Annotated in this window: 9 protein-coding genes; 3 read left to right on the plus strand and 6 right to left on the minus strand. The window is 70.2% G+C overall.

Features of this window, described 5'->3' with window-relative positions; translation table 11 throughout:
* From E1264_RS08940 to E1264_RS08960, 5 genes are all read right to left on the minus strand, one after another.
* A partial coding sequence (locus E1264_RS08940; protein ID WP_132171523.1) for an LLM class flavin-dependent oxidoreductase occupies positions 1-592 on the minus strand: 592 nt, incomplete at its 3' end.
* 138 nt (positions 593-730) lie between these two features.
* A complete protein-coding gene (locus tag E1264_RS08945) occupies positions 731-3,736 on the minus strand; it encodes a glycosyl hydrolase family 18 protein (RefSeq protein WP_243710828.1) in 3,006 nt (1,001 codons plus the stop codon).
* A 269-nt stretch (positions 3,737-4,005) separates the two neighbouring features.
* Entirely contained in the window at positions 4,006-5,505 is a 1,500-nt protein-coding gene (locus E1264_RS08950) for a sugar ABC transporter ATP-binding protein (RefSeq protein ID WP_132171525.1), read from the minus strand.
* A 35-nt stretch (positions 5,506-5,540) separates the two neighbouring features.
* Positions 5,541-6,590 (minus strand): sugar ABC transporter substrate-binding protein, encoded by a 1,050-nt coding sequence (locus E1264_RS08955; RefSeq protein ID WP_207935802.1) that lies wholly within the window; start codon positions 6,588-6,590, stop codon positions 5,541-5,543.
* A gap of 39 nt (positions 6,591-6,629) precedes the next feature.
* Positions 6,630-7,697, minus strand: a complete 1,068-nt coding sequence (locus E1264_RS08960; RefSeq protein ID WP_207935803.1) for an ABC transporter permease — start codon at positions 7,695-7,697, stop codon at positions 6,630-6,632.
* Between the two features lie 203 nt (positions 7,698-7,900).
* On the opposite strand from E1264_RS08960, the gene E1264_RS08965 reads away from it, so the two are divergent.
* Positions 7,901-9,421 (plus strand): GMC family oxidoreductase N-terminal domain-containing protein, encoded by a 1,521-nt coding sequence (locus tag E1264_RS08965; protein ID WP_132171527.1) that lies wholly within the window; start codon positions 7,901-7,903, stop codon positions 9,419-9,421.
* Here the strand turns inward: E1264_RS08965 and E1264_RS08970 are convergent.
* Positions 9,396-10,499 (minus strand): NAD(P)-dependent alcohol dehydrogenase, encoded by a 1,104-nt coding sequence (locus tag E1264_RS08970; protein WP_132171529.1) that lies wholly within the window; start codon positions 10,497-10,499, stop codon positions 9,396-9,398. The two genes, E1264_RS08965 and E1264_RS08970, sit on opposite strands and share 26 nt — an antisense overlap.
* Before the next feature lie 45 nt (positions 10,500-10,544).
* Between E1264_RS08970 and E1264_RS08975 the strand changes: the two genes are divergently transcribed.
* Both E1264_RS08975 and E1264_RS08980 read left to right on the plus strand, forming a co-directional pair.
* The gene (locus E1264_RS08975; protein ID WP_243710829.1) at positions 10,545-11,396 is read left to right on the plus strand and encodes an EI24 domain-containing protein; all 852 of its coding nucleotides are present in this window, start codon (positions 10,545-10,547) and stop codon (positions 11,394-11,396) included.
* Positions 11,397-11,471: 75 nt separating this feature from the next.
* The gene (locus E1264_RS08980) at positions 11,472-12,689 is read left to right on the plus strand and encodes a hypothetical protein (RefSeq protein ID WP_132171531.1); all 1,218 of its coding nucleotides are present in this window, start codon (positions 11,472-11,474) and stop codon (positions 12,687-12,689) included.
* The last annotated feature ends 38 nt before the right edge of the window (positions 12,690-12,727 follow it).

The following is a 12,727-nucleotide window of genomic DNA, read 5'->3' on the forward strand; positions in this document are numbered from 1 at the left end:
GCATCCACCCGTCCCCCCGGACCACCGCGCGCCGCAGCGCCGCCTCGCTGTGCCCGCCGACCAGGATCGGGAACGGCCGCGCCGGCGTCATCTTGATCGCCGGGATCTCGAAGAACTCGCCGTGGAACTCGAAGTACCCGCCGCCGCTGAGCCCCCGCACGATGTCGATGGCCTCGTCCATCCGCCGGCCGCGCCGCTCCCACGGCACGCCCATCACCGCGAAGTCCTCCCGCCACGGGCTGATCCCCACCCCGAGCCCGAGCCGCCCGCCGGTCAGGCACGCGGTCGACGTGGCCTGCTTGGCGACCAGCACCGGCGGCCGGACCGGCAGCTTCAGCACGAACGGCGTGAACCGGAGCGTGCTGGTCACCGCCCCCATCGCCGCGATGAGCGTGAACGTCTCGATGAACGGTTTGTCCTCAAGGAACTCCCTGCCGCCGTCCGCGGTGTAGGGATAGACCGAGTCCGACTCCTCCGGATAGACGAGCGAGTCGGCGACCGACATGCTCGTATACCCCGCCGCCTCGGCGGCCCGGGCCAGCGGCAGATAGAACGACGGATCCGTCATCGCCTCGGCGTAGGTGAACCTCATGCCCCGGATACTAGAACCTGTTCCACCTACTGGCCAGGCGGCGTCCACTCACCGGACGCGCAGAAGGAGGGGCGCGCAAAAGGGGCAGGGCGTGCGCTTCAGCGCACGCCCTGCCTTTGGGGTGGGTTCGTCAGTTGGTCAGCGGAGGCCGCCCACCGAGGCGGTTCTCGGGGAGTCCTGGGTCAGGACGTAGGACTTGCCTCCGAACGTGAGGACGAAGTTGGACGGTGTGGAGATGGGCAGTTTGTAGCTCAGGGCGATGTCGGCGGAACCGCCGTTCGGGATGCTCGACCAGGTCGGGACCGTCAGGGTCGCCTTGTGGAAGTCGCCCTTCAGGCCGCCGGTGTTGTTGCCGGTATGGCCCGGCTGGATGGAGAGCGTCCAGCCCGTCTGCTGGGACATGTCGCCCGGGGCGGACGTGCCGTAGTCGAACTTGAAGGTGGCGCCGCCCGGGATGGTCTGGCCCGACCTGTTGGTGATGCGCATCTTCGGGGTGATCGGGTAGTTGGCGTCGCCCACCGGGAAGTTGACCAGGTCGACCTTCACGTCGAGGACCTCGGTGGGCATCGTCGTGCTGGACTTGAGGTTCCCGTACGGGGCGGCGTTCTTCAGGCCGTCGTGGATCACGTTGATCAACGTCTTGCCCATGAAGTACTCGCCCTTGCCCTCGTTGCGGGCCGGGTCCCAGGCGTAGTCGCCGGACAGTTCCCAGATCATGATTCCGCCGATGCCCTTGTCGGCCACGTACTTGGCCTTGGCCGCGAGCGACTCCTCGTCCTCGGTGGACAGGAAGACCTTCTCGGTGGCGTTCCAGAGCCACGGCGTCTTCATGGTGCTGTTGTAGTTGCGGGTGTAGGTCCCGACGAGACGGTCGTCGGGGTCGGTCGCCGGGTCGAGGCCGTAGTCGCCGATGTAGCTGCCCTGGATTCCCTTTTCGAGGTTCTTGGCGTGCCACATCGGGTTGCTGCCCGACGCCATTTCCTTGCCGTTCTCGAGGTCGTGCCAGATGTTGTCGATGCCGATTCCTCCGTCGCCGCACGGCGTCGTGGAGCCGACATCTCCCGCGGTGCCCTTCGGACACTGCTTCTGGTCGGGCAAGGCGGACTTGCCCCACAACCCGTTCGTGCCGCCCTGGACGTTCTTCCACCCGCGGGTGTAGAACGGCACGCCGATGTTGATACGGCCGGCCTGCATCGAGCCTCGGAAGTAGTGGTAGGCCCAGTCGGTGTTCAGGTACCCGATTCCGTAGGCGTTGTAGACGCCGCCCTCCTGGAGTTCGTTGTCCTTGCCGTCGTCGTACAGGGCGGCGTTGGGACCGACGAAGTGGTTCCAGGTTCCGTGCAGGTCGTAGGTCATCATGTTGGCGAAGTCCAGGTACGGGACGACCTGGTAGCTGTCGTGCCCGCGCAGGATCCAGCCGGACGCCGAGACGGCGGCGGTCAGCAGGTAGTGCTTGCCGTCGGCCGCGCCGGCCGCGTCCAGCTTCTCGCGCAGCGTCTTCATGAGGGCCACGTAGCCGGCCATCAGCTTGGCGCGCCGCGGGTTCGAGAACTGGAAGTCGTCCGGGTGCCCGGCGTACTGCATCGAGGTGGCGTACTCGTAGTCGATGTCCGCGCCGTTGAACCCGTACTTGCGCAGGAACTCGACGACGGAGTCGGCGAACGTGTTGATCTTCGCCTGGCTGTCGGTCATCGTGTAGAACCCGCCGGAGGCGACGCGTTCGCCGTTCTCCTTGAGGTAGCCACCGGTCTCCGCCCAGCCGCCGATGGAGATCAGCGTCTTGACGTTCGGGTTCTGCTTCTTGTACTTGTTCAGCAGGTTGAAGTGGCCCTTGTACGGGAGGCTCGGGTCCAGTTCCGCGCCCGGAACCTCAGGCCATTCCATCCCGGTTGCGGGGTTGTTGGGGCTGTCCGCGCCGACCGAGACCTTGTTCTGCTCGTCGACGTGCGCGAACGCGTAGTTGATATGGGTGACCTTGTCCCACGGGATGTCGCTGGCGAGGTAGCGGGGCTTCTTGTCCTTGCCGGTCCGCCAGCTGGTGAAGTAGCCGATGGCGCGACGGGGGTGGCCCTCTCCCATCTTCTCGCGGCCGCCCTCGTCATAGACCTCGCAGTACGCGGGGGTGACGCCCGGCGTCTGGTAGAGGCCGTCGGGGCGGCAGCCGCCGGTGCCGGCACCGATGGTGGCGGTCACCTCGTTGCTCAGCTCGGAGAACTGGCCGATCGAGTCCTTGGCGCGGACGGCGAACCGGTAGCTTCCCGGGCGGAGGCCGGAGACCTTGGCGGTCGTGGCGGTGACGGTCTGGGCGACCGAGCCGTTCTGCAGCACGTCGTATCCGGCCACGCCGTTGTCGTCGGTCGCGGCCTTCCAGGCGAGCTCGACGGTGTCGCCCTCGGTCGAGACGACGCGCAGCTCGGCGGGCTGGGACGGGGGAGCGTCCTCGCCCGAGCCGGGGGTGGTGAAGGTGACGGGGGCGCCGACCTCGGAGAGCTGGTCGGCGGTGTCGCGGGCGCGGACGGTGAAGGTGTAGCGCGTGTTCGCCGTCAGCCCGGTGACCTTGGCGGTGGTGCCGGTGACGGTGGCGGCGACGGCGCTGCCGTTCAGCACGTCGTAGTTCTTGATCCCCTGGTCGTCGGACGCGTTGTCCCAGGCCAGGGAGACCGAGGTGGGAGTGACCTCGGTGGTCCGGAGGTTGGCGGGCGGGCTCGGCGGGGTGTCGGACGGGCCGCCGTCGCACGGCTGGCCGTCGAGCTTGCAGTTCTCCGGGCCGCTCAGCGTCCCGGTGAAGGACACCAGGAAGCCGAAGGAGGCGGCGCTGCCCGGGCTGATCGTGCCGTTGTAGTTCCGGTTGGTGAAGGTGTGGTGGGTGCCCGAACTGGTGAGGGAGGCGTCCCAGTACGAGCCCATCCGGACGGTGGAGGCGAGGTCGAACTCCAGCTTCCAGCCCGATGTGGCGGAGGTGCCGCTGTTGGTGATCGTGCAGGTGTACTGGGCTCCGCCGCCCCATTCCTGGACGGTGCGGCAGGCCGCGGTCGGGCCCGCCGCGGCGTTGGCGGGCGTGGTCATGGCCACGGAGAGGCCGAACATCAGGAGAAGCGCGGTGACTCCGGCGACGATGCGCCGGAGCGGGGGTCTGGTGCGCACGGCTATCTCAGTTCCCTTCAATAATTAGGAAACTATACTAATTGTGAGGAACATAACCGCACTTCAACAGGTGTGCAAGGACCAAATTTCTACCGTGCCATTCGGTTGGAACCGGTCCAGCATGCGGACTAGACCGGTGAAGGGGACGCCCGAAAAGGGCGTCCGGAGCCGAACGGGCGATCACCCGGCGTGGCCGTCCGGCGCCACTTCCGGCACAAGAGAACGGCCGCCGCGGTCATGCCGCGGCGGCCGTGTGAGCGCGATCCGTACTACCCGTGTTCGCCCGTGTTGGAGACCCGGACGATCGTGTGCTGGTCGAGGTCGGCGCCCGACAGGCGGGCGGCGACCTCGCCCCGGTAGAAGACCAGGACGCTGTGGCACAGCTCCGCCAGCTCTTCCAGGTCGGTCGAGGCGAGCAGGACCACCGCGCCGTCGGCCGCGGCCTTGCGGATCAGGTCGTGGATCTCGGCCTTGGCGCCGACGTCCACGCCCCGGGTCGGGTCGTCGAGCAGCAGGACCGTTGGCGCGGCGTCCAGCCACTTCGCCAGCACGACCTTCTGCTGGTTGCCGCCGGAGAGCAGGCCGACGCGCTGGTCCACGTCCCGGCAGCGGATCCGCAGCCGGTCCACGTGGCCGCGGGCCCTGCTGCGGAGCGCCGACTTGCGGACGACCAGGCCGTCGCGGCTCAGCCCGATGGAGCGGACCTGGCCGATGTTCTGCCAGATCGGCTGGTCGAGCATCAGGCCGCGGCCGCGCCGGTCGCCCGACACCACCGCGACGCCCGCGCCGATCGACCGGCGCAGCCCGCGGGGGACCGGGCGATCACCGGGCAGCCGGACGCTCCCGCTGGACGGCCGCCGCAGCCCCGCGACCAGCTCCAGGACGGCGAGGTGCCCCGCCCCGGCCAGCCCCGTCACGCCGATGATCTCGCCGGCGTGCACGCGGAGGTCGACGTCGGTCACGACGTCGTCCACCGACACCCTGTCCAGGCGCAGCTCCGGGCCGTGCGCGGCCCGCGGCGGGGCGGGCGGCGGCGCCTCCCGCTCGGACTGGGGGCCGAGCATCGCCGAGACGATGTCGTCGATCTGCAGGTCGGCGCGGTCGGCCCCGCTGAGGACCGTGTGGCCGTCGCGCAGCACCGTGATCGTGTCGCACAGCTGCATGACCTCTTCGAGGATGTGCGACACGAAGACGACGCCGACCTGGCGTTCCCGCAGGACCTCCAGGATGCCGAGGAGGCGGTCCGAGCCGTCCCGGTCCAGGGCCGAGGTGGGCTCGTCCAGGATGAGGACGCGCGGCTCGGCCAGCAGGGCGCGGGCGATCTCGACCAGCTGGCGCTGCCCGAGGGACAGCTCGCGGACGAGCGTGCGCAGGTCGACGTCCAGGCCGAGCCTGCTGAGGATCGGCGTGGCGGCGGCGACCATCGCGCGGCGGTTCAGGAACGGGCCCCGCCTGGGCTCGCGGAGCGGGAAGAGGTTGGCGAGGATGTCGAGGTCCGGAAACAGGTTCAGTTCCTGCGACACGACCGCGACGCCGTGGCGGACCGCGTCCGCCGTGTTGTGGAAGGCGACGGGCCGGCCGTCCATGGTGAGGGTGCCCGCGTCGGGACGGATCGTCCCCGCGAGCACCTTCACCATGGTCGACTTCCCGGCCCCGTTCTCGCCCAGAAGAGCATGCACCGAGCCCGGTTCGACGCTCATCGCGCCGTCGGCGAGCGCGGTGACGCCGCCGTAGGTCTTGGTGATGTTCTGTGCGCGGAGCACCGTCATGTCAGCTGGCCTTCACTGTCGGGTGGCCTTCACCATCAGTTGGCCTGGTTCAGCGGCTTGAGGTACTGGCTCGGGTTCTTGACCTGCTTCTCCGCCTCGGCCTTGAAGAAGGCGTTGCGGCTCTGCTCGTTGGCCTGGCGCTTCATGACCTCGTCGATGTTGCCGGAGTTGACGACGAGGGTGCCGGGGTTCCACCAGCCCTCGGGCAGCTTCTTGCCCTCGCGCTTGCTCTGGATCAGCAGCGAGATCGCGACGTAGCCCTTCAGCCAGTGCTCGGGAGAGGACAGGGCGAACAGCTGCCCGTCCTTCACGGCCTTCAACGCGGCAGGGTCGAGGTCGCAGGAACCCGCGAGGAACTTGCGCCCGGTCTGCTTCTGGATCAGCGGCAGCGAGACGCCGTCCTGGGCACCGACGCCCAGGTAGGCGATCGCCTTCGGGTTCGCCTTCACGATCGAGTTCCAGGCGTTGAAGTTCTCGGTCGGCTCCGACTTGGAGTCGAACGGGCCCTTGATCGTCAGCTCGGGACGTTCCTTCTTGATGACGGCGGTGAGCCCCTCGACGCGCTGCTCAAGGAGCCGGAGGCCCGGAATCGCGAGGCCGATGACGACCTCGCCCTTGGTGCCCGGCGGGACGCTCTTGACGAATTCCTCGCCGAGCGCGCGCCCGACCTCGGTGTTGCTGTTGCCGACGAAAAGGTTCGTCTTCGTCCCGGGCGGCGCCGCGGCGTCCACGGCGACCGTCGGGATGTCGCTCTCGGCGGCCTGGTTGAGGGGACGGACGAACAGGTCGGGCGCGAGGGCCTGCAAGCCGATGCCGTCGGGCGAGCTGCGGATCGCGGAGCGGAAGAGCTGGGTCTGAACCGGCCCGTTCACACCGGTGGGCGCGGACGCGTTGAGCGTCACATTCCCGTCGGCGTTGGCGGCGGCCTTCGCGCCGTACGCCATTTCCTGGAACGGGTTCTGCGTCGTGGTCGCGTAAATGAATCCGAGCTTAAGCCTTCCGGACTTCTTCTCGCCCGAGCCACCCGAGCCGGATCCGCATCCGGCCAGCGCGACCGAGCCGATCAGCACTGTGGTCAGGGTCAAAGCTCTGATCTTCACTTGTTCTCCTAGGGGTGCGGGGTGTCATAGACCGAGCTTGGCGCTCTCTCGCCGCCTGCGGCGGCGCACCAGGCTGTCCAGCGCGACGGCGGCGAGAATGACTCCACCCGTCGCGAACGCGCTCCAGTTGGCGGGAATGTTGAAGTACTGCAGACCACTGGTGACCACACTGAGGAGCACGGCGCCGAGACAGGCGCCGATGACGGTGGCGCTGCCGCCGCGCAACGGCGTTCCGCCGATGATGGCGGCGGCGATCGCCTGGAGTTCGAATCCGGTTCCGATGTTCGGGTCGCCGGAGGTGAAGAACGCCAGGCCGAGCACGCCCGAAAGACCGGCCAGCAGGCCGATCAGGACGAGCGCCTGCATGCGGACCTTCGCGATGGAGATGCCGGAGAACGTCGCCGCGTCCGGGTTGGACCCGATGGAGCGCACCCGGTAGCCGAACGGGGTGAACCGCAGGACCAGGGTGAGCAGCACGGCGACCAGGATCAGGACCCACACGCTCGTCGGGACCCCGAACGTCTTGCCGCCCAGCAGGGTGAAGAAGGAGCTCTCCAGGGGCAGGCCCGTGACCTGCTTGCCGTCGCTCAGCGCGAGCGTCAGGCCGCGGAACACCGACAGCGTGGCGAGGGTGGCCACGATCGCCGGGATGCCCACGAAGTGCACGATCAGTGCGTTGACGAGACCGAGGAAGCCGCCGAGCACGATGCCGAGGACCGCGGCCGGCCACGGCGGCAGCCCCTCGTTCATCATCAGCCCGGTCGCGACCACCGTGAGCCCGAACGTCGACCCGACCGACAGGTCGATCTCGCGCATCGACAGCAGATATGCCATGCCGCAGGCGAGGAGTCCCACGTAGACGGCGGACTGGAGGGTGTCCAGCAGCTGCCCGACCCGCAGGAACTCCGGATGCAGGATGCTGATGAACGCGACCAGGGCAACGGTCGCGACCAGAACGCTCGTGGCCTCCCCGCGCCCGGCCCTGACGGCGAGCGAGGGAAGCTTCGTCTGGGTCAGCGCTGCGGCATGTCCCCAGCTCCGAGGCGCCGGATCGACCTTTTCGCCGGTATCGGACTGCCGGTGGGCGGTCACTGGCGGCTCCCTTCTTCCTCCCCGATGGACGGTCCGGAAAGTCCACCGCCTTCTTCGCCGGTGCTCTTGGCTCTGGCGGAACAGTCCTTGTCTTTGGCGGCATGGCCTGCGATTTCCGGAATCTTACACAAATCCCCCCGAAGTACGCTCGCTTCACGCGAGTCACGTTCGTTTCAGCACGCATTCGCCCCGGGAGGCCATCCATGAGCGGTGAAAGTCGGCACCGGGCCGAGGTGATCGTGGTCGGTGCCGGGTCCGCGGGGGCGGCGCTCGCGCGCCGGGTGGCCGACGCGGGACGGGACGTGCTGGTCGTCGAGGCGGGCCCGCACCGGGACGAGCCCGCGGTGGACGATCCGTCCCGCATGCACGAACTGTGGGACTCGCCGCTCGACTGGGCCTTCCGCACCGTCCCGCAGGAGCACGCGCAGGATCGGCGGCTGCATCTACCGCGCGGACGCGTCGTCGGCGGATCGCACGCGCTCAACGCGATGATCTGGGTGCGCGGCAATCCGGCGGATTACGACCATTGGGCCTCTCTCGGCAATAAGGGCTGGTCATGGCGAGAAGTCGAACCGGTGTTCGCGCGGATCGACGGCCTCGGCACCGGCGAGCCCGGAACCCTCGACGTCCTCACCGGATACGAGCCGGACCCGGTGCACCGTTCGATCGTGGCGGCGGCACAGCAGGCCGGGGTGCCGTTCAATGTGGACTACAACGGCGTCCGGCAGGACGGCGCCTCCTACATGCAGTTCACGATTCGCGACCGGCGGCGCCTCACAACGGCCCGCGCCTATCTGACGCCCGTTTTGGGGTCTGGCGTCACACTCGTCCCGAATGCAAATGTGCGGCGGCTGCTCCTGGAAGGGCGGCGATGCGTCGGCGTCGAATGGGACCGCGACGGGATCGCGGAACGCGCCTACGCCGATGAGGTGGTGGTGTGCGCGGGCGCGATCGGGTCACCCGTCCTGCTCATGCGCTCCGGGATCGGGGACGCGGACGCGCTCGGCGGTGGCACGGCCGCCGTCCACCTGCCGGGCGTCGGCCGCAACCTCCAGGACCACTGGCTCGTGCCGGTGATCGCCTCCGTCGACCGGACGCCCACCTTCTCACCTGGGCTGCCCTACACGCAGAGCCATCTTTTCTGGCGGAGCCGTCCGGGCCTGCCGGTGCCCGACCTCCAGCCGATCCATTTCGGCGTGCCGCTCTACGAACCGTGGATGGACGGGCCGCCGGACGGCGTCTCCCTGATGGCGGGGCTGGTGCGCCCGGCGTCCCGCGGCGAGATCCGCCTCGCCGCCGACCCGTGGGACGAGCCGCTGATCGACCCGCGCGTGCTGTCGGACGGCGCCGACCTCGAAGCGCTCGCCGCCGCCGTCCGCCTCTGCCAGGAGATCGTGGCCGCCCCCGAGCTTCGCGGCACGTGGGGAGCGCGCGAGCTGTACCCGGGGCGGCTCGCGGAGAGCACCGACGTCCTGCACTCCTATATCCGCAGGTCGGTCCTCACCTATCACCACCAGGCGGGCACCTGCGCGATGGGCGTGGACGACGGCGCGGTCGTCGACCCGGAGCTGCGGGTCCATGGAGTGGAGGGCCTGCGCGTCGCGGACGCCTCGGTCATGCCGGTGATCCCGACCGGCAACACCAACGCGCCCGCGATCATGATCGCCGAGAAGGCCGCCGACCTCCTGACCGGTCAGGTCACGGCATCCGCAGGATCGGCTTGATGACCTCGCCCGCGTAGGAACGGTCCAGCGCGGTCTGGACGTCGGCGAGGTCGAAGTACTCCACGAGCCGGTCGAACGGGAAGCGGCCCTGCGCGTACAGGTCCATGATCGCGGTGATCAGCTCCTCGCTGCGCCCGCCGCCGCCCAGCACGCCGACGACCCGCTTGCCCCACAGGGTGGTCAGGTGGTCGAGCGCGAACTCCGCGCCCGCCGGCGCGCCGCCGATGAGGACGCAGGTGCCGAGCATCCCGACCGAGTCGGCGGCCTGCCGGACCACGTCGATCACCCCGGTGCATTCCAGCGCGAAGTCGGCGGGCCCGCCGCACAGGTCGTGGACGGCGCCGACGACGTCGTCCTTCGCGGCGTCGACGGTGCCGGTCGCGCCGAGCTCCCGCGCGAGGTCCAGCCGGGACGCGTGCCGGTCGACGGCGACGATCCGGGTGGCGGCCGAGTTCCGGGCGGCCATGATCGCGGCGAGCCCGACCGTCCCGGCCCCGAAGACCACCAGCCGCGCCCCGGGCCGCGGCCGGACGGTGTTGAACACCGCGCCCGCGCCCGTGGACACCCCGCAGGCCAGCGGCCCCATCAGCTCAAGAGGCAGGTCCCGGGGCACGGGCACCAGCGCGGCGGCGGTGGTCAGCGAATGCGTCGCGAACGCCGACTGGCCGAAGAAATGGCTGGACACGGGCTCGCCACCGGGACGGCGCAGCGCCGTCCCGCCGCCGTCGAGACGCCCGCCGCCGCACAGCGCCTCCGCGAGCCGCAGGCAGTACCTGGGCTCACCGGCCCGGCAGTTCCGGCACGCCGCGCACGACGGCCAGCCGATGACGACCGGGTCGCCCTCCGCGAAGCCGGTGACGCCGGGACCGACCGCCGCGACGGTGCCCGCGCCCTCGTGGCCGAGCACGCCGGGCAGGGGGAAGGGCAGGTCGCCGTGGCGGGCCAGCCCGTCGGTGTGGCAGATGCCGGTCGCGGCCAGCCGGACCAGGACCTCGCCGGGCCCGGGGTCGTCCAGCTCCAGCTCCGTGAGGACGAACGGGCCGTCCCGCTCTTCGACGAGGGCCGCGGTGATCTGCAAGACGACTCCTTCGGTCTTCCCTATGGACCTATAGGGTCAGGGGGCGTGAGCCAACCGTACGTCCCTGCGCAAACGCCGCCCACCGGACAGCCGTCCGGCGTCAAAGACCTGTTCAACGGTGTCGGATACCTGCTGCGCGGTATCGCGTGGATGGCGCGGCACCCGGCTCAGTGGCTTTTCGGGCTGATCCCGGCGCTGATCGTGCTGACCGTCTACGTGACGGCGCTCGTCTTCCTGGCCTTCCAGATCGACGACCTCGCCGGATGGGTGACGGGATTCGCCGACGACTGGTCGGACACGCCGCGGACCTGGGCCCGGATCGTCGCCGGGACCGCGATCTACGGGGCGGCGCTGTTCCTCGCCGTGCTCACGTTCACGGCCGTGACGCTGCTGGTCGGCGACCCGTTCTACGAGGCCATCGCGGTCCGCGTCGAGGAGTCGCAGGGCGGCGCGCCGCCGGAGCCGGACGTCCCGCTGATCGTCCAGATCGGGCGGGCGATCAAGGACGCGGTGCTGCTCGGCGCCGTCGCGCTGACGTTCGCCGTCGTGTTCTTCGTGTGCGGGTTCCTGCCCGTGGTCGGGCAGACGGTCGTGCCCCTGGTCGCGGCGCTGGTGTCCGGCTACTTCCTGGCGGGCGAGCTGACGTCGGTCGCGCTGGAGCGGCGCGGGATCCGGCGCACCGAGCGGTTCGCGCGGCTGAAGGCCAACCGCCCGCTGGCGATCGGCTTCGGCGTCGCGACGTTGCTGGTCTTCCTCGTCCCGCTGGGCGCCGTGCTGGCGATGCCGGGCGCGGTCGCGGGCGGAACGCTGCTGGCCAGGGAGCGTCTCGCGGACCCGCCGCAGGCGAAAGAGGCGCTGGTCACACCCGGAGAGGGCGGACCGGCGTGGAGCGGCTGAGGCGTTGGGAAGATGTGTCCTGAGCGTGATTCCAGGCCGGAACCGAGCCGGTGATCTTGGCGTAACGTGTCCCGCATGTCCGATCAGGGGGAGCGCGGCGCGCGCTGGACCGACATGAGCGAGCCCGGCCGGGCCGGCCGCACCGAGTTCTCGGACGAGCCCGCGTCGGCGCACGACGTCTGGGGCAAGGTCGAGACGCCGCCCCCGGCCGCGCGGGACGAGAGCCCGTGGGCCGGAGACGCGCAGGCCGAGGAGGGCGAGGAGGGCGGCGACGTGCAGGTCGCGCCCGCCCGGGAGGACGAGCCGCCGCACTGGGAAGGGTCGCTGTTCGACGAGGCCGACGGCGAGGACGACGGCGGCGGCGACGAGCGGTACGTCCCGGCCGTCCCCACCGGCGCGGGCCAGCCGGCGAAGCCCGGCAAGCCGAGCAGCGGCAACTGGCAGATGCCCGAGTGGATGGCGGACGAGGCCGCGGCCGACGCCAAGCTCGGCGCGGCCGGCAGGCCGAGGCGCGACGTCCTGGACGACGGCACCGGCCGGTCCCGCGTCGTGCTGATCGGCGGCGTGGCCCTGCTGGTGGCGGCGGTGATCGCGGCCGCAGCCGTCTACCTCCTCAAGGGCGACGGCGAGCCCGCGACGTCGGACTCGGGCGCCAACGCGGGCCGTGCGGCGACGGCGGAGCAGTCGGAGGCGGCGCGGGTCGAACTGCCGCCGGACAAGCGGCTCAAGGTGTTCCCCGGCAGCCCGAGCAGGACGCTGGGGCGGGTCGCGGACGTCCACTCCGGCCTGTCGTACCCGCGGCTGGCCGCGCCGTGGAAGGTCCCCACCAAGCGGAACAGGCTGGGCACGCCGGGATGGTCCGGGCAGCAGATCCTGGTGACGGAGAAGAACGGTGCCCGGCTCTGGTACGGCCAGCTGCTCACCGGCACGCTGCTGCCGAGCCTGCAGAGCGCCTACCAGGGCCCGGGCAGCATCAAGAACGTCGCCGGGCTCGTCGCGAAGGGGTTCGAGGCGCAGTACTACGGGTTCCCGCACAGGTCGGCGCCGCTGGCGTCGCAGCCGCTGAACGTGGACGGCCGCCAGGGCTGGCTGATCGCCTCGTACCTCACCTACAAGCGGGACGGGGTCCGGGCGACCGGCGAGCTCTACGCCACGGCGGTGATCGACACCGGACGGCAGGCGCCCGCCGTGGTGTTCGCGTCCGTGCCGAACACGCACAAGAGGATGTACCCGGACGTCAACGCGTTCTTCAGCGGCCTGAAGATCGCGCCCGGCGCCCCGCCTGCATCCTGACGACCCGCGACCCGGCAACTGGCGTCCTGACAGCCGAA

Source organism: Actinomadura sp. KC216, assembly GCF_004348535.1.
Taxonomy (GTDB): domain Bacteria; phylum Actinomycetota; class Actinomycetes; order Streptosporangiales; family Streptosporangiaceae; genus Spirillospora.